Annotated in this window: 15 protein-coding genes; 11 read left to right on the top strand and 4 right to left on the bottom strand. The window is 70.8% G+C overall.

Annotated features, from left to right (window positions below):
• The first annotated feature begins 78 nt into the window (after positions 1 to 78).
• From AC3EUV_RS26825 to AC3EUV_RS26855, 7 genes are all read left to right on the top strand, one after another.
• Complete coding sequence (locus AC3EUV_RS26825; protein ID WP_432146705.1) at positions 79 to 864, top strand: PspA/IM30 family protein; 786 nt, start codon at positions 79 to 81, stop codon at positions 862 to 864.
• Positions 865 to 920: 56 nt separating this feature from the next.
• Complete coding sequence (gene pspAA, locus AC3EUV_RS26830) at positions 921 to 1,199, top strand: PspA-associated protein PspAA (protein ID WP_085925381.1); 279 nt, start codon at positions 921 to 923, stop codon at positions 1,197 to 1,199.
• A gap of 86 nt (positions 1,200 to 1,285) precedes the next feature.
• Positions 1,286 to 2,587, top strand: a complete 1,302-nt coding sequence (locus AC3EUV_RS26835) for a sensor histidine kinase (RefSeq protein WP_435604064.1) — start codon at positions 1,286 to 1,288, stop codon at positions 2,585 to 2,587.
• A complete protein-coding gene (locus AC3EUV_RS26840) occupies positions 2,584 to 3,270 on the top strand; it encodes a response regulator (RefSeq protein WP_432146693.1) in 687 nt (228 codons plus the stop codon). The genes AC3EUV_RS26835 and AC3EUV_RS26840 overlap by 4 nt, the downstream gene beginning before the upstream one ends.
• A 150-nt stretch (positions 3,271 to 3,420) precedes the next feature.
• A complete protein-coding gene (locus tag AC3EUV_RS26845; protein WP_435604065.1) occupies positions 3,421 to 6,606 on the top strand; it encodes an efflux RND transporter permease subunit in 3,186 nt (1,061 codons plus the stop codon).
• Positions 6,607 to 6,870: 264 nt separating this feature from the next.
• The gene (locus AC3EUV_RS26850) at positions 6,871 to 7,956 is read left to right on the top strand and encodes a methyltransferase domain-containing protein (protein ID WP_435604066.1); all 1,086 of its coding nucleotides are present in this window, start codon (positions 6,871 to 6,873) and stop codon (positions 7,954 to 7,956) included.
• Between the two features lie 106 nt (positions 7,957 to 8,062).
• The gene (locus tag AC3EUV_RS26855) at positions 8,063 to 8,518 is read left to right on the top strand and encodes a DUF4430 domain-containing protein (RefSeq protein ID WP_435604067.1); all 456 of its coding nucleotides are present in this window, start codon (positions 8,063 to 8,065) and stop codon (positions 8,516 to 8,518) included.
• Positions 8,519 to 8,770: 252 nt separating this feature from the next.
• On the opposite strand, the gene nadA is transcribed toward AC3EUV_RS26855, so the two are convergent.
• Positions 8,771 to 9,958: a quinolinate synthase NadA gene (nadA, locus tag AC3EUV_RS26860; protein ID WP_435604068.1), complete on the bottom strand. Its 1,188-nt coding sequence runs from the start codon at positions 9,956 to 9,958 to the stop codon at positions 8,771 to 8,773.
• A gap of 300 nt (positions 9,959 to 10,258) precedes the next feature.
• On the opposite strand from nadA, the gene erpA reads away from it, so the two are divergent.
• Positions 10,259 to 10,612 carry an iron-sulfur cluster insertion protein ErpA gene (gene erpA / locus AC3EUV_RS26865; RefSeq protein ID WP_006606077.1) on the top strand — a complete coding sequence of 118 codons (354 nt, stop codon included), beginning with the start codon at positions 10,259 to 10,261 and terminating at the stop codon, positions 10,610 to 10,612.
• A 121-nt stretch (positions 10,613 to 10,733) separates the two neighbouring features.
• Here the strand turns inward: erpA and AC3EUV_RS26870 are convergent, their stop codons facing one another.
• Both AC3EUV_RS26870 and AC3EUV_RS26875 read right to left on the bottom strand, forming a co-directional pair.
• Positions 10,734 to 12,269, bottom strand: coding sequence for a hypothetical protein (locus AC3EUV_RS26870; protein ID WP_435604069.1), 1,536 nt, complete (start codon positions 12,267 to 12,269; stop codon positions 10,734 to 10,736).
• A gap of 126 nt (positions 12,270 to 12,395) precedes the next feature.
• Complete coding sequence (locus AC3EUV_RS26875; protein WP_435604070.1) at positions 12,396 to 12,623, bottom strand: hypothetical protein; 228 nt, start codon at positions 12,621 to 12,623, stop codon at positions 12,396 to 12,398.
• 158 nt (positions 12,624 to 12,781) lie between these two features.
• On the opposite strand from AC3EUV_RS26875, the gene AC3EUV_RS26880 reads away from it, so the two are divergent.
• Positions 12,782 to 13,756 (top strand): carbohydrate kinase family protein, encoded by a 975-nt coding sequence (locus AC3EUV_RS26880; protein WP_432146686.1) that lies wholly within the window; start codon positions 12,782 to 12,784, stop codon positions 13,754 to 13,756.
• A gap of 9 nt (positions 13,757 to 13,765) precedes the next feature.
• On the opposite strand, the gene AC3EUV_RS26885 is transcribed toward AC3EUV_RS26880, so the two are convergent.
• Positions 13,766 to 15,253, bottom strand: a complete 1,488-nt coding sequence (locus AC3EUV_RS26885) for a cysteine desulfurase/sulfurtransferase TusA family protein (protein ID WP_435604071.1) — start codon at positions 15,251 to 15,253, stop codon at positions 13,766 to 13,768.
• Positions 15,254 to 15,628: 375 nt separating this feature from the next.
• Between AC3EUV_RS26885 and ctaC the strand changes: the two genes are divergently transcribed.
• Positions 15,629 to 16,591: an aa3-type cytochrome oxidase subunit II gene (gene ctaC / locus AC3EUV_RS26890; RefSeq protein WP_327226976.1), complete on the top strand. Its 963-nt coding sequence runs from the start codon at positions 15,629 to 15,631 to the stop codon at positions 16,589 to 16,591.
• Positions 16,588 to 17,085 (top strand): cbb3-type cytochrome c oxidase subunit I (locus AC3EUV_RS26895; RefSeq protein ID WP_435604072.1); only part of this gene is annotated, 498 nt, incomplete at its 3' end. The genes ctaC and AC3EUV_RS26895, both read left to right, overlap by 4 nt.

A 17,085-nucleotide genomic window follows, 5' to 3' on the forward strand; every position in this document is an offset into this window, starting at 1 on the left:
GTCTGTAGATGTGCTGGAGCCGAAGCCCGAGGTGACTCGGTCAGAAGGGGGCGCGCGAGGCCCATGAGCGATGGTGTCATGAAGCGGATGGGGATGATCTTCCGCGCGAAGGCCAACAAGGCCCTGGACCGGGCCGAAGACCCGCGCGAAACCCTCGACTACTCGTACCAGAAGCAGCTGGAGCTGCTTCAGAAGGTACGCCGCGGCGTCGCCGACGTGGCGACCTCCCGCAAGCGCCTGGAGCTACAGCTCAACCAGCTCCAGGGCCAGTCCGCCAAGCTGGAGGACCAGGGCCGCAAGGCACTGGCGCTCGGCCGTGAGGACCTGGCCCGCGAGGCGCTGACCCGGCGCAGCGCGCTGCAACAGCAGGTCACGGACCTGGAGACGCAGCACCAGACGCTTCAGGGTGAGGAGGAGAAGCTCACGCTCGCGTCGCAGCGGCTCCAGGCCAAGGTCGACGCCTTCCGTACGAAGAAGGAGACGATCAAGGCCACCTACACGGCCGCCCAGGCGCAGACCCGGATCGGCGAGGCGTTCTCCGGCATCTCCGAGGAGATGGGCGACGTCGGCATGGCCATCCAGCGCGCGGAGGACAAGACCGCGCAGCTCCAGGCCCGGGCCGGGGCCATCGACGAGCTGATGGCGTCCGGTGCGCTGGACGACCCGTCCGGTATGGCGAAGGACGACATCACCGCCGAACTGGACCGGCTCTCCGGCGGCAGCGACGTCGAACTGGAGCTCCAGCGGATGAAGGCCGAGCTCTCGGGAGGCTCGTCGGCCGGCCAGCAGGCCATCGAGAGCGGACAGAACGGTGCGGCGCAGTCGCAGCCGCAGCAGGACCGGCCGCGTTTCGACAAGCAGTGAGGGACGGCGGCGGTTAGCCTCGCAGAGATCGTCGGACCGGACCAAGGGAGACCGTCGTGATCGTACGGATCATGGGGGAGGGCCAGGTGAAGCTGGACGACGCCCACTTCACCGAGCTCAACAAACTGGACGATGAGCTGCTCGACGAGATGGAGAGCGGCGACGAGGCGGGCTTCCGGCGCACCCTCGGGGCCCTTCTGGAGGCGGTGCGCCGTATGGGCACACCGCTTCCCGACGACGCCCTGGAACCGTCCGAACTCATCCTCCCCGCCCCGGACGCGACCCTTGGCGAGGTCCGGGAAATGCTCGGCGACGACGGCCTCATCCCGGGCTGAAACCTGGCCGGTCCCGGCCTGCACACTCCACTCCAGCGCACCGCGCCCCGGCCCCGCGAGGGACCGGGGCGCTACCGTTTGCTCTTGTGAGCCTCCTCGACCCCCGCCCCGACGCGCCCCGCGCCGGCCCCTTCCGGTGGTACCGGAAGCATCCGCTCGCCTTCGACGCCGTCGTGGCCGGGGCCGTCTTCGCCTGCATCCTGTTCGGCGCGGTGGCCGATCCGCACGGCCCGCACGGCCCGCGGTTCGTCGGGCACGAGCCGTCCGCCACGACCGTGGTGCTGGCCGCACTGGCCTGTGCCGCCCTGGTCCTGCGCCGCCGGCTGCCCCGTACGGTCCTGGCGGTCACCGGCTCGCTCACCGTCATCGAGCTGGTCGCCCGCTCCAGCGACCCCCGCGCCCCGGTGGCCGCCGCCGCCGTGGTCGCCCTCTTCACCCTCGCCTCGCGCACCGACCGGCCCACCACCTGGCGGGTCGGCGCGCTGACCGTCGTGGGGCTGACCGCCGCCGCCATGCTCTACGGGCCCCGTCCCTGGTACGCCCAGGAGAACCTCGGCATCTTCGCCTGGACGGGCATGGCCGCGGCGGCCGGTGACGCGGTCCGCAGCCGCCGGGCCTTCGTGACCGCCATCCGGGAGCGCGCCGAACGGGCCGAGCGCACCCGTGAGGAGGAGGCCCGCCGCCGGGTCGCCGAGGAGCGCATGCGGATCGCCCGTGAGCTGCACGATGTCGTCGCCCACCACATCGCGCTGGTCAACGTCCAGGCCGGGGTCGCCTCGCACGTCATGGACAACCGGCCCGACCAGGCCAAGCAGGCGCTGGCACACGTCCGGGAGGCCTCCCGTTCGGCGCTGGAGGAACTCCGTGCCACCGTCGGCCTGTTGCGGCAGTCAGACGACCCCAAGGCGCCGACCGAGCCGGCCCCGGGCCTCGGGGTGCTCGATCAGCTCGTCGACGGGTTCGTCCGGGCCGGCATCCCGGTCGACCTGGACATCCCGCCGGAGCCGCGGCCGCTGCCCGCCTCCGTCGACCTCACCGCCTACCGCGTGGTCCAGGAAGCGCTGACCAACGTCCACAAGCACGCCGGTGCGGGCGCCCGTGCCACGGTGCGGATCAGCCACTCCGACACCAGGCTGACCGTGACCGTCCTGGACGACGGCGCGGGCCGGGCCGGCATCCCGCGGCAGAAGGGCGGCGACCGGCCGCCCGTGGAGGCGGGCGGGCCCGGCGAGCCGGAGGACAGCGGCGGCGGCCACGGCCTGATCGGGATGCGGGAGCGGGTCTTCGCGCTGCGCGGCACGGTCGTGACCGGCCCGCGCGCGGCCGGCGGCTTCCAGGTGCGGGTGACCCTTCCGCTCCAGACTGTCCGTACGGGGGAGACATTGTGACGATCAAGGTGCTGCTCGTCGACGACCAGGCGCTGCTGCGCAGTGCGTTCCGGGTGCTGGTCGACTCCGAGCCGGACATGCGGGTGGTGGGGGAGGCATCCGACGGGGCCCAGGCGTACGAGCTGACCCGGGCCGAGCGGCCCGACGTCGTGCTGATGGACATCCGGATGCCCGGTGTGGACGGCCTGGCGGGCACCCGCCTGATCAGCGAGGACCCGGAACTGACCGACGTCCGGGTGGTCATACTGACCACCTTCGAGGTCGACGACTACGTGGTGCAGTCGCTGCGGGCCGGCGCCAGCGGCTTCCTCGGCAAGGGCGCGGAACCGGACGAGATGCTGAACGCGATCCGGATCGCGGCCGCCGGTGAGGCGCTGCTCTCGCCCGTCGCCACCAAGGGCCTGATCGCCAAGTTCCTCGCGCAGGGCGGCAGTTCCGCCGACGGCGGGCCCGGCGGCCGGGGCAGCGAGCGGCTGGCGACGCTCACCGGCCGGGAGCGGGAGGTGCTGATCCTGGTGGCCGGCGGGCTGTCCAACGACGGCATCGCCGAGCAGCTGGAGGTCAGCCCGCTCACCGTCAAGACGCATGTGAACCGCGCGATGGCCAAGCTGGGCGCCCGGGACCGCTCCCAGCTCGTCGTCATCGCCTACGAGTCCGGACTCGTACGCCCACGGGTGCAGTGAGGGCGGGGCACCCCCTACTCCGAACGCGGTACGGCTTACGGCCGGAAACCGACTTGCGAGCGAGGAAAACCAGTCACGCCATGGCGGAGGGTGTAGGTGGGCCCGAGAACGGTCCCGCCGACTTCGTAGACCAGAAGAGAGACCCCACCCATGACCTGGCTGTCCCGACTCAGCCTCGTACAACGGGGCCTGATAGCGCTGATGTCGATCGTGGCGATCGCCTTCGGCGCCATCGCGATCCCCCAGCTGAAGCAGCAGCTCCTGCCGTCCATCGAACTCCCGATGGTGTCCGTCCTGACGCCGTACCAGGGCGCCTCGCCCGAGGTCGTCGAGAAGCAGGTGATCGAGCCGCTCGAGGACGGTATCCAGGCGGTCGACGGCATCAAGTCCGTCACCTCGACGTCCAGCGAGGGCTCGGGCGTCATCATGGCGCAGTTCGACTACGGCAATGACTCCAAGCGTCTGGTCGCCGATGTCCAGCAGGCCGTGAACCGCGCCCGCGCGAAGCTGCCCAAGGACGTCGACCCGCAGGTGGTGGCCGGCTCGACGGACGACATCCCCACCGTCGTCCTCGCCGTCTCTTCCTCGGACCGGGACCAGCAGAGCCTCGCCGACCAGCTCGACCGCAGCGTCGTACCGGACCTGAAGAACATCGAGGGCGTCAGCCAGGTCAAGGTGGACGGCGTCCAGGACCGGATCGTCGCGGTCACCCCCGACGACCGGAAGCTCGCCGCGGCCGGGCTGACCTCCCAGGCGCTCGGCCAGGCACTGGAGGCCGGCGGCACCTCGGTTCCCGCCGGTTCGTTCGCCGAGGACGGCCGGAGCAAGACCGTCCAGGTCGGCGCGGGCTTCAGCTCCGTACGGCAGATCCAGGACCTGCGGATCGCGCCGGCCGCGGGCGGCGACGGTGCCGGTCCGGGCGCGGGCGCCGGCCGGCCGGCCGAAGCGGTCCGGCTCGGTGATGTCGCCACGGTCAAGGAGGAGTCGGCCACCCCGACCTCCCTCACCCGCACCAACGGCAAGCCCAGCCTGGCCGTCAGCGTGACGATGGACCAGGACGGCAGCGCGGTCGACATATCCGACGCGGTCAAGGACCAGCTCCCCGAGATCCGTCAGGACCTGGGCAAGGGCACCGATGTCACGGTCGTCTCCGACCAGGGCCCGGCGGTCTCCAAGTCGATCGAATCGCTGACCACCGAGGGCCTGCTGGGTCTGGTCATGGCCGTCATCGTCATCCTGGTCTTCCTGCTCAGCCTCCGCTCGACCCTCGTCACCGCGGTCTCCATCCCCCTCTCGGTCGTCATCACCCTGATCGTGCTGTGGACCGGTGACCTCTCCCTCAACATGCTCACCCTCGGCGCGCTGACCATCGCGATCGGCCGCGTCGTCGACGACTCCATCGTCGTCCTGGAGAACATCAAGCGGCACCTGGGCTACGGCGAGGAGCGCCGCGAGGCCATCCTCTCCGCGGTCAAGGAGGTCTCCGGCGCGATCACCTCCTCCACCCTCACCACGGTCGCGGTCTTCCTCCCGATCGGTGTGGTCGGCGGCATGGTCGGCGCCCTCTTCGGCTCCTTCTCGCTGACGGTGACCGTCGCCCTGCTGGCCTCCCTGATCGTCTCCCTGACGGTCGTCCCCGTGCTGTCGTACTGGTTCCTGCGCGCCCCCGAGATCCCCGAGGGCAGCGACCCGGAGGAGCTGCGGCGCCGGGCCGAGGAGAAGGAGACCCGGAGCCCCCTCCAGCGCCTCTACGTCCCGGTCCTGCGCTTCGCGACCCGCCGCCGGGTCACCAGCGTGGTCATCGCCGTCGTCATCCTCCTCGGCACCTTCGGCATGGGCCCGCTCCTGAAGACCAACTTCCTCGACCAGGGCGACCAGGACACCCTCACCGTCAAGCAGGAGCTCAAGCCCGGCACCAGCCTCGGCACGTCCGACAAGCAGGCCAAGAAGGTCGAGAAGCTGCTCGCGGACACCGACGGCGTCACGGACTACCAGGTCACCATCGGCTCCTCCGGCTTCATGGCGGCCTTCGGCGGCGGCACCGGCACCAACCAGGCCACCTACCAGCTCAAGCTGGCCGACGCCGAGGACGCCGACAAGGTCACCGGCGACCTGCGGGACGGCCTCGACAAGCTCGGCACGTCCATCGGCGAGACCACCGTGACCGCGGGCGGCGGCGGCTTCGGCAACCAGGACCTGAGCGTGGTCGTCAAGGCCGCCGACGGTGAGGTGCTGGAGAAGGCGAGCGAGCAGGTCCGCAAGGCCGTCGCCGGGCTCGACGACGTCACCGACGTCCAGAGCGACCTCTCCCAGAGCGTCCCGCGGATCTCCGTGAAGCCCAACGCCAAGGCGGCCGCGGCCGGTTACAACCAGACCACCCTCGGCGGCGTGGTCACCCAGGCGGTCCGCGGCACCACCAGCGGTACGGCCGTGCTGGACGACACCGAGCGCGACATCGTGATCAAGTCGGCCCACCCGGCCACCACCGAGGCCGAGTTGAAGAACCTGGCCGTCCCGACCCCGGCGGGCCCGGCGAAGCTCGGCACCCTCGCCACCGTGCGGACCGTGCCCGGCCCGGTCCAGATGACCCGGATCGACGGGGCCCGCTCGGCGACCATCACCGCCAAGCCGACCGGCGACAACACCGGAGCGGTCAGCGCCACCCTCCAGAGCAAGATCAACGGTCTGAAGCTGCCGGACGGTGCCACCGCGGAAATCGGCGGCGTCTCCCAGGACCAGTCCGACGCGTTCTCCTCGCTCGGCCTGGCGATGCTGGCGGCCATCGCCATCGTCTTCATGCTCCTGGTGGGCACCTTCCGCTCGCTGGTCCAGCCGCTGATCCTGCTCGTCTCGATCCCCTTCGCGGCGACCGGCGCGATCGGCCTGCTGGTCGCCACCGGCACCCCGCTGGGCGTCCCGGCGATGATCGGCATGCTGATGCTGATCGGCATCGTGGTCACCAACGCGATCGTGCTGATCGACCTGATCAACCAGTACCGGTCGCAGGGTTACGGCGTCGTCGAGGCGGTCATCGAGGGCGGCCGCCACCGTCTCCGCCCGATCCTCATGACGGCGCTGGCCACGATCATGGCGCTGCTGCCGATGGCCCTGTCCCTCACCGGTGACAGCGGCTTCATCTCCCAGCCGCTCGCCGTGGTCGTGATCGGCGGTCTGATCACCTCCACCCTCCTCACCCTCCTCCTGGTCCCGACGCTCTACGCGATGATCGAGCTCCGCAAGGAGCGCCGGGCGGCGAAGAAGGCCGCGAAGCGGTCCGGCCCGGCCGGCCCGCAGACCGAGGAGTCCGACCGCACCCCGGAGCCGGCGGGCGTCTGACGACGGCCTGGCCGGCGGGGCCCGGTGTGACGCTCCCAGTGAAGAAACGATGCCCCCGCAAGCCGGCGCTTGCGGGGGCATCGTGCCGGGCATCCCGTCACGGGGCGGCCCCACCGCTCCGCCACCGACGAAGGGGGACCGCAATGGGGAAGCACGGCGACGGCAAGGGCGGCGAGAAAGGCGACCGGCAGCAGAGCCCGAAGGAATCCGACGGCCAGTGGACCAAGCCGGTAACCGATCCGCCGAAGAAGTAAGGGGCGTGTGATGTCCTCGCCGGGCCGCCTGCTGGAAATCCTCCGCAACAAGGGCGCGTTGACGCCGGAATGGGAGCCGGCCGTCGCCGCGGTCGACCGCGCGCATTTCGTACCGGACGCCTTCGAAGTGGGCGACCGTACCGTCTCCCGATCCACGGACGAGACGGAGTGGCGGCGCATGGTCTACGCCGACTTACCGCTGATCACCCAGCACAACGACGGCCGGTCCGTGGCGGACCAGGTCGCCTTTCCCACGTGCTCGACGTCCATGCCCTCCCTGATGCTGGACATGGCCGCGATCGTCCGGGACGGCGACACCGTATTGGAGATCGGCACCGGCACCGGCTACCACGCCGCCTGGCTCGCCCACCGGCTCGGCGAGGACCGCACGACCAGCATCGAGACCGACAAGGCCCTCCACGACATCGCCCGGGACAATCTCGCGCGAGCCGGCCTGCACCCGCATCTGGTGTGCGGCGACGGCCTGGCCGGGGTGCCGGAGCGGGCGCCCTTCGACCGGACCATCGCCACCTGCACGGTCCGCGACATCCCGTACGCCTGGGTGGAGCAGACCGCCCCCGGCGGCACGATCCTCACCCCGTGGGGCTCCTCGTTCCACTCCTACTCGTTCGCCACCCTCACCGTCCGCGACGGCCGGGCCACCGGCGGCTTCTCCGGCCGCCCCGCCTTCATGTGGGCCCGCCAGCAGCGCCGCTCCTACGGCCGCATCCGCGACTGGTACCACGGCGAGGACGGCGACCGCGCGACGACCACCCTCGATCCCCGCGTACTGGACGAGAATCCGCGCGCCCGCTTCGCCGTCGGCCTCCGGGTACGCGACGCCTGGCCCCTGCTCTGCCCCGCCGACGACGGCAGCGACGAGGCCACCTACTGGCTCTTCGACGACGCCCGCAGCTCCTGGGCCACCGTCGAATACACCCCCGGCCAAGACACCTACGAGACCGAGCAACACGGCCCGCGCCGTCTGTGGGACGAGGTCGAGTCCGCCTACCGCGACTGGACCGCCGACGGCAGCCCACCGCGGGACCGCTACCGCCTCACGATCACCGCCGAAGGACAGACCGTGTCGCTGTGACGGCCCGGCGGGCGGCACACACGCATTCGGCGGAGCACCTCTCGCCGATCACCAGGAGCGATGGTTTTGTGGCGGATGCTGCCGAACCGACGAAAGGTGAGCGAGCGTGCCGTCCGTCCTGGCCCGCGGGGCCGCCCCCGCAACCGCCGCCGGTCTAGCCCTGGCCCTGACCCTCACGGCCGCCCCGCCCACCACCGCGGCCCCCGGCGACATCCGCGTCCGCGTCGGCATCACCGGCGGCCCCTACACCGCCGGCGTGGGCCTCGTGATCACGTCCCCGCGCACCGTCTTCGGTGGCTTCTACTGCGCAGCCGACGGCCTCGCGGCCACGCCCCTCACCGCCCTGGTCGACGCCGACGAGCAGTACGGCCTCGGCGGGGTGCGGGCGCGCTGGGACGCCACCACCCAGGACTTCGTGGTCACCGCAATCCATGGCGACTCCGCGGACGCCACCAAGAAGTGGAACGCGTACGTCAACGAAAAAAAGATCACAACCGCCCCCTGCCACACTGCAATCAAGGGCGGCGACAAGATCCGCTGGACTCTGGAAGCCGCAACCTGACCGGACAACGCCCCATCCGGCGCCCGCCCCCACTCACCAAATCCAACCCACCCACGGGAGGGGACGGGCCGGAGGGGCCTGGTGTGTGGACGTAAAGCGAAGCAGTCCACACACCAGGCCCCTCCGGCCCGTCACCGCACCCACAGCCCCGCGCAGCGGACCCGCCCGCCGCAGGCGGAACGGCGGGGGCACCGCGCAAGCGGGCAACAAACGGTGAGAAACCCCCACGGCGGGTCAGCCGAAAACGTACGGCTACGGCAGCGCCAGCATCCGCTCGAGCGCCAACTTCGCAAAGCTCTCCGTCTCCTCGTCGACCTCGATGCGGTTGACGACCTTGCCGGCGGCCAGCGACTCCAGCGCCCACACCAGGTGGGGAAGGTCGATCCGGTTCATCGTCGAGCAGAAGCAGACCGTCTTGTCGAGGAAGACGATCTCCTTGTCCTCCGCGGCGAAGCGATTCGCCAGCCGCCGGACCAGGTTCAGTTCGGTGCCGATGGCCCACTTCGAGCCGCGCGGGGCGGCCTCCAGGGCCTTGATGATGTACTCCGTCGAGCCGACGTAATCCGCCGCCGCCACGACCTCGTGCTTGCACTCGGGGTGGACGAGCACATTGACATCCGGGATACGGGCGCGCACGTCGTTCACCGAGTCCAGCGAGAACCGGCCGTGCACCGAGCAGTGCCCGCGCCACAGGATCATCTTGGCGGCCCGCAGCTCCTCGGCGGTCAGCCCGCCGTTCGGCTTGTGCGGGTTGTAGACCACGCAGTCGTCCAGCGACATGCCCATGTCGCGGACGGCGGTGTTGCGGCCCAGGTGCTGGTCGGGCAGGAAGAGGACCTTCTCGCCCTGCTCGAAGGCCCAGTCCAGCGCCCGCTTGGCGTTGGAGGAGGTACAGATCGTGCCGCCGTGCTTGCCGGTGAACGCCTTGATGTCGGCCGAGGAGTTCATGTACGAGACGGGCACGACCTGCTCGGCTATGCCCGCCCCCGTCAGGACGTCCCAGCACTCGGCGACCTGCTCGGCGGTGGCCATGTCGGCCATCGAGCAGCCGGCGGCCAGGTCGGGGAGGATGACCTGCTGGTCGTCGCCGGTGAGGATGTCGGCGGACTCCGCCATGAAGTGCACACCGCAGAAGACGATGTACTCGGCGTCCGGCCGGGCCGCGGCGTCCCGCGCGAGCTTGAAGGAGTCGCCGGTCACATCGGCGAACTCGATGACCTCGTCGCGCTGGTAGTGGTGCCCGAGGACGAAGACCTTGTCCCCGAGCTTCGCCTTGGCCGCGCGGGCGCGCTCGACGAGGTCGGGGTCCGACGGAGCCGGCAGATCGCCGGGGCACTCCACACCGCGCTCGCTCTTCGGGTCGGCCTCGCGGCCGAGGAGGAGCAGGGCCAGCGGGGTCGGCTGGACGTCCAGGGGCTGGGCGGTGGTCACAACACGCACCCTCTCTTCTCTACGTGCCTTCTCGTCTATTTGACGTTATCTATCATAGCTGCTTCACGTCACTTTGACGATGGCCATAGTGTCGATGTGACGCATCAGCACCCCGCCGTGTGTGGTCGGCCACCTGTTCCCGGCGGCCGGTGTGCGAGCATGGGAAAGAACGACAGGAGAGGCTGCCCCCGGCGGTGTCCGGAAGGCTTCTCGACGAATTGCGCCCAGCCGGAATTAATCCGGGACGTCCCCGGTTGCAGCTGGTTGCAACCGATGACAAGCGGTCCGTACAACCCGGGAGAGATCTAGATGAGCGTTCAGGACGAGACCACCGTCAGCGACGGCATCATCCTGTCCGACGCGGCCGCGTCGAAGGTCAAGAGCCTTCTGGAGCAGGAAGGCCGGGACGACCTCGCGCTGCGGGTTGCCGTGCAGCCCGGCGGCTGCTCCGGACTGCGCTACCAGCTCTTCTTCGACGAGCGCTCGCTCGACGGCGATGTCGTCAAGGACTTCGACGGTGTCAAGGTCGTCACCGACCGGATGAGCGCCCCCTACCTGGGCGGTGCCTCCATCGACTTCGTCGACACCATCGAGAAGCAGGGCTTCACGATCGACAACCCGAACGCCACCGGCTCCTGCGCCTGCGGCGACTCCTTCAGCTAGGGAGTACGGGCCGGTACACACGAAAGCGGCGCCCCCCCCAGAGGGAGCGCCGCTTTCGCCGTATGCGTCTCTGGCGAATCCGTCTCCGCCGGGTCCGGCCCGGCGGCTTCCGCGGGGCCCGTTACCGCTTCGGCACGGAGTCGCCGCTCGACTCATCGATCACCTTCCGGCCGTCCAGCGGCTTCTCCAGCGTCACGGTCTTGGTGAACTCCTTGGCGATCTTCACGCAGACCTGGCCGGGCTTCTTGTCCTTGCCGACGACCTTGGTCTTCACCGTCGTCGCCGACTCCTGTGCGCTCACCGAGTAGACGCTGCACACCCCGCCCCAGAAGTGCACGGTCAGCTTCTTGCCGCCGTCGCTCACGTCGTACGACTCCAGGGCCATCGCCCCGGGCTTCCCGGACGGCTTGTGCGGCGACTGCCCCGGGCTCTGCGAGGTCCCGCTGCCCTGGTGGGCCAGGTACTTCGGGTTCACCGCCGGGTGCGTGACCGTCGAGGCGGTGTCCGGGCCGCTGCCGGCGCCCGGCTGGCGCACCTTGTACAGCCACGACGGCACCAGCGCCTGGCCGCCGTCCACGTACTGCACCGCGAGCCCGAAGACCGCACCGGTCACCTCGGCCGGCGGCTGCGCCTTGGTCGGCGTCGGCTCACACGGCGCGATCCCGCCGCCCTTGCCGTCCTTGTCACCCTTGTCGGTCTTGTTGCCGGGGGTCGAGGGGCAGCCGGCCGGCTTGCGGCCCTCGCCCGAATTCAGCCGGTCCAGCGTCTTGTCGGCGCTCAGCACCGGATACTCCGCGCCCTTGACCGGATTCGCCAACTGGCCGCTGCCACCGACCACCTGACCGTCCGAGCCGACCTGGAGATCGCTCTGCCAGCCGTAGGTCGGCAGCCCGCCGAGCACCGGGTTCGCGGTGACGACCCGTACCGCGCCGGACAGTCCGCCCGCGTCGAGCCGGGCGTTCTTCTGGCCGAGCGCCGTCAGCACCGGCCGCACCGCCTGCTTGGCCTTCTCCGGCGACACCGCGCCCTTGCCGCTGCTGTCGTCCTCGGTCGTGACGTCCCCGCCGCCGCGGTACGACGGACAGCCGGGCCGGTTCGACGGGGTACCGCCACCGGACCCGTCCTGGCCGCCCTTGGGGGAGGAGGGCAGCGCACAGTTCGTCCCGCCCGGGGTGCCGTACTGCGAGTACGTCCACGCGCCCGAGCCGGTCTTGCTCACCTGGAGGAGGGGGCCACGGGAATCCGGCGCCCCGCCCACCTTCCAGCTGGTGCCCTCCGAGCGGACCTTTCCGGCCACATCCAGCGCCTTCGCCAGCCGCTCCACCGACTGCCGGCTGATCTCGCCCTTGGGGCGGTACACCGGCGCGGACGCCGGACCGCCGGGCAGCTTCTTCACCGCCCGGTACTTCGCACCCTGCGGGTTGGGCTCACCGGCCGCGATCGAGCCGCCGCCGGTGTAGCCGTCGAGTGCGAGCGGTGGCGGGTCGCCCTTGGCCGCGGAGCCCGGGCCGGAGCCCTCGCTGCTGGACGCGGACGAGGCCCAGTACGCCGCGCCGCCCCCGGCCAGCAGCACCGCGGCGGCCATCGAGGCGGCCACCAGCGGGGTGCGCCGCTTGCGCTCCTTGGGGTTCGTGTCGGTGCTGTCCTCGGTGTTCACCGCATCGCTCCTTCAGCTCCGCTGAACATCTGACGTGCCATCCTCCATGAGGTGGACGCCGATGGGACGGGGCAGGGGCGTGCGCGGTTCCCCCCCGGTACGCGCCGCGGTGGCCGGGGGCGGGGCTCAGTCGCCGTACTCGGACATTCCGCCCACGAGCGCGGCGGAGGAGGAGGGGACCTTGATGCCGTGCAGATCGGCGGCGCGTCCCGGGGCGGGCGCGGAGGACCGGCCGGCCTTCCAGTGGCCCGCCATCCGCGCGCAGTCGCCGCGCAGCTCGTCGAGCGACTCCGGGTCCTGCGGGTCGCGGGAGGCGCCGTGGCGCGGTGTGACAGCTTTCACAGGCTTGGTCATAGGGGCACCGTACGCAGCTGAGTATCGAGGAGAAAGACCTACTATTGGGTAGTTTCAGTGGTTCAAGTGTCCGGGATGACCGGGTGGTGCGCGACCTCGCGGGGTAGCGTTGCTTCACGTCCGCCCGTCCCTCCGCCTTCCGCAGGAGCAGACCCGTCGTGCGTATCGCAGTCACCGGCTCCATCGCCACCGACCACCTGATGACCTTCCCCGGCCGCTTCGCCGATCAGTTGGTCGCCGACCAGCTGCATACGGTCTCCCTCTCGTTCCTGGTCGACCAGCTCGACGTCCGCCGCGGCGGCGTCGCCGCCAACATCTGCTTCGGCATGGGCCAGCTCGGCACCGCGCCGATCCTGGTCGGTGCCGCCGGCAACGACTTCGAGGAATACCGCGCCTGGCTCGACCGCCACGGCGTCGACACCCGCTCCGTCCGCATCTCCGAGGTGCTGCACACCGCCCGCTTCGTGTGCACCACCGACGCCGACCACAACCAGATCGGGTCGTTCTACACCGGCGCGATGAGCGAGGCCCGGCTGATCGAGCTCCAGCACGTGGCCGAGCGGGTCGGCGGCCTCGACCTCGTCCTGATCGGTGCGGACGACCCCGAGGCGATGATCCGGCACACCGAGGAGTGCCGCAGCCGCGGAATCCCGTTCGCCGCCGACTTCTCCCAGCAGATCGCCCGGATGGACGGCGACGCCATCCGCACCCTCCTGGAGGACGCCGCCTACCTCTTCTCCAACGAGTACGAGAAGGGCCTGATCGAGTCCAAGACCGGCTGGACCGACGAGGAGATCCTCGCCAAGGTCGGCACCCGCGTCACCACCCTCGGCGCCAGCGGCGTCCGCATCGAGCGGGTCGGCGAGCCGGCCCTCGAGGTCGGTGTCCCGGAGGAGAACGCCAAGGCCGACCCGACCGGCGTCGGCGACGCCTTCCGGGCCGGCTTCCTGTCCGGTCTGGCCTGGGGCGTCGGCCTGGAGCGCGCCGCGCAGGTCGGCTGCATGCTGGCGACGCTGGTCATCGAGACCGTCGGCACCCAGGAGTACGAGCTGCACCGCAGCCACTTCATGGACCGCTTCACCAAGGCGTACGGCCACGAGGCCGCCGCCGAGGTCCAGCAGCACCTGGTCTGAACCGCCGGGTCAGGCGCGGCGCCGCACGACATACGCGGCGCCGCGCTCGGCCGGCCGCTCGCCCACGTACTCCTGCTCGCGCATGGCGCACCAGGCCGGGATGTCCTGCCGGGCGGCCTCGTCGTCGGCGAGCACCGTCACCGTCCCGCCGACCGGCACCTCCAGGACCGCCTTCGCCAGCTCGATCACCGGGAGCGGACAGCGCTTGCCGAGCGAGTCGACGACCAGACCGGCCGGCTCGGCGGAGGCCGAGGCCGCGGGCTCAACGGGCTCGCCGGACTCACCAGGCTCCTCGGCTGCCGCTGCCGGGGCCGCTTCCGGGCCCCCGCCGGCCGTCGCCGCCACCGTCTCCCGCTCCGCCGCCGGGACGCCCAGCCGCTCCCGCACCGAGCGCACCACCGTCGGCAGCACCTCCAGGAAGCGCTCCACCTCCGCCCCGTCGGTGCCGTACGGCAGCGAGACCCGCACATTCCCCTCGGACAGCACGCCCATCGCCCGCAGCACATGGCTCGGTGTCAGCGTGCTGGACGTACAGGACGAGCCGGACGACACCGAGAAGCCCGCCCGGTCGAGCTCGTGCAGCAGCGCCTCCCCGTCGACGTAGAGGCAGGAGAAGGTCACGAGGTGGGGGAGGCGGTGCACCGGATCGCCGACCACCTCCACATCCGGGATCAGCTCCGGCACCCGGGTCCGGATCCGGTCCACCAGCTTCCGCAGCCGTGCCGCCTCGGCCGCGGTCTCCGGGCCCGCCCGCAGTGCGCGCAGCGACGCCGCGGCGGCCACGATCGCCGGGATGTTCTCGAACCCCGGGCTGCGGCCCGACTCGCGCTCGTCCCGCGGCCCCTGGGGGGCGAACCGGGTCCCCTTGCGGACCGCCAGCAGCCCCACCCCGGCCGGGCCGCCCCACTTGTGGGCGCTCGCCGCCAGCAGCGACCAGCCACCGGGCACCGGCCCCCAGGGCAGCGACTGTGCGGCGTCCACCAGGAGGGGCACGCCCGCCTCCTGGCAGAGCGCGGCCACCTCCTCGACCGGCTGCTCGGTCCCCACCTCGTGGTTGGCGGACTGGAGACAGACCAGTGCGGTGTCCGGGCTCAGCGCGGCGGCGACGTCCTCGGCCGCCACCCGGCCCCCGCGGTCCACCGCCAGCTCCGTGCAGCTGCCGCCGGCCGCCGCATGGACCTCGGCGGCATGCAGCACGGCGGAGTGCTCGACGGCGGAGTGCAGCAGCCGGCGGCCGGCCCGCCGGCGGGCCGCCAGCGCCCCCGAGACTCCCGAGTGCACCGCCTGTGTCCCCGAAGGGGTGAAAACCATCTCGTCCGGGCGGCAGCCCACGGCCTCGGCCGCGGCCTCCCGCGCCGCGTCCAGCAGCAGCCGGGCGCGCCGCCCCTCGCGGTAGAGGCGGGCCGGGTCGGCCCAGCCTTCGTCCAGCGAGGCGAGCAGGGCCTCACGGGCGACGGGATGCAGCGGGGCGGCGGAAGCCGCGTCGAAGTAGGGCACATACGAGACGTTAGTCCCCTTCTTTTCGGGGAACGGGTCCGGCACCCGGCCGGGCGGGAGCGCGGGACCACGCTCCCGCGGGGGCGGGACGGGCCGGCGCCGCCGGGAGAGCGGTGGGAGCCGGAGCCGGGCGCGGCGTCAGATGCCTGGTGAAAGCGGGTAATCGGGGCTTCGGCGGACGTCTCCCGAGGGCCCTGGCCACCCCTTAGGGGTGCGACGCGGCGCGTTGGGCACCCTCCCCGCGCGACCCCAAATAGCGTCCAGTAGGGTTTGGTCCGCATAAACATCCAAACCCCTGCCCGCGCCAGGGCCGGCGACCGACCAGCGAGACGGCCGCAGCCGGTCTCGCGGGCGAGACTCTCGGGAAGGCGCTACGTGAGTCCCAACGGCTCCGACCGCTCGTCGCGGCGCCCGATGCGGCGGAAGCTGCCGCAGGTGCTTGCTGCGGGCCTGGTCCTGGCGACCGCGACTGGTTGCACATATAAGGACTTCCCCCGCCTCGGCATGCCAACGCCCGTCACCGACGAGGCGCCGCGGATCCTCTCTCTTTGGCAGGGCTCCTGGGCCGCCGCCCTCGCAACGGGCGTGCTGGTGTGGGGCCTGATCATCTGGAGCGTGATCTTCCACCGCCGCAGCAGGACCAAGGTGGAGGTCCCCGCGCAGACCCGGTACAACATGCCGATCGAGGCGTTGTACACGATCGTGCCGTTCATCATCATTGCGGTGCTTTTCTACTTCACCGCACGTGATGAGAGCGCACTCCTCAAGACTTCCAAGAAGCCGGACCACGTCGTGAACGTGGTCGGCTTCCAGTGGAGCTGGGCGTTCAACTACCTGGAGAACACGGACGGCAACAAGTCGACGTCGGCCATCGACTCCAGCGCGCTGGACGCGATCCCGGACAAGTGGAAGAAGACCGCGCCGGCCGGTGCGGACGGCGTCTACGACGTGGGCACCCCGGGGACGCGGAACCCGCAGACCGGCAACCCCGGTCCGACCCTGTGGCTGCCGAAGGGTGAGACGGTCCAGTTCGTGCTGACCTCTCGTGACGTCATCCACTCCTTCTGGGTGGTGCCGTTCCTGATGAAGCAGGACGTCATCCCGGGCCACACCAATGTCTTCGAGGTGACTCCCAACAAGGAGGGCACCTTCATGGGCAAGTGTGCCGAGCTCTGCGGTGTCGACCACTCCCGGATGCTCTTCAACGTCAAGGTTGTCTCCCCTGAGCGGTACCAGGAGCACCTGAAGGACCTGGCGAAGAAGGGCCAGACCGGATACCTGCCGGCGGGCATCGAGCAGTCGGATCACGCCAGGAATGCGGAGACCAAGAACCAGTGAGCATCCTCAACGAACCTCAGGGTGCCGCCGCCGATACGGCTCCGGCAGCACCGCCCGTACGCAAGAAGCAACCCGGTATCGCCGTGGTGAAGTGGATGACGACCACTGACCACAAGACCATCGGCACGATGTACCTGGTCACGTCGTTCGCGTTCTTCTGCGTCGGCGGCCTGATGGCGCTGCTCATGCGCGCCGAGCTGGCCCGTCCCGGCACGCAGATCATGTCGAACGAGCAGTTCAACCAGGCGTTCACGATGCACGGCACGATCATGCTGCTGATGTTCGCGACGCCGCTGTTCGCCGGATTCGCGAACTGGATCATGCCGCTCCAGATCGGTGCGCCCGACGTGGCGTTCCCGCGGCTGAACATGTTCGCGTACTGGCTCTACCTCTTCGGCTCGCTGATCGCGGTGGCCGGCTTCCTCACCCCGCAGGGTGCGGCCGACTTCGGCTGGTTCGCCTACTCCCCGCTGTCGGACGCGGTCCGCTCGCCG

This window comes from Streptomyces sp. bgisy130, from assembly GCF_057708345.1.

What these genes read in the sequence shown, in the direction of transcription:
- AC3EUV_RS26875 (WP_435604070.1), bottom strand. Translation starts at nt 12,623, where the DNA reads ATGACCAAGCCTGTGAAAGCTGTCACACCGCGCCACGGCGCCTCCCGC.
- erpA (WP_006606077.1), top strand. Translation starts at nt 10,259, where the DNA reads ATGAGCGTTCAGGACGAGACCACCGTCAGCGACGGCATCATCCTGTCC.
- AC3EUV_RS26845 (WP_435604065.1), top strand. Translation starts at nt 3,421, where the DNA reads ATGACCTGGCTGTCCCGACTCAGCCTCGTACAACGGGGCCTGATAGCG.
- AC3EUV_RS26850 (WP_435604066.1), top strand. Translation starts at nt 6,871, where the DNA reads ATGTCCTCGCCGGGCCGCCTGCTGGAAATCCTCCGCAACAAGGGCGCG.
- AC3EUV_RS26825 (WP_432146705.1), top strand. Translation starts at nt 79, where the DNA reads ATGAAGCGGATGGGGATGATCTTCCGCGCGAAGGCCAACAAGGCCCTG.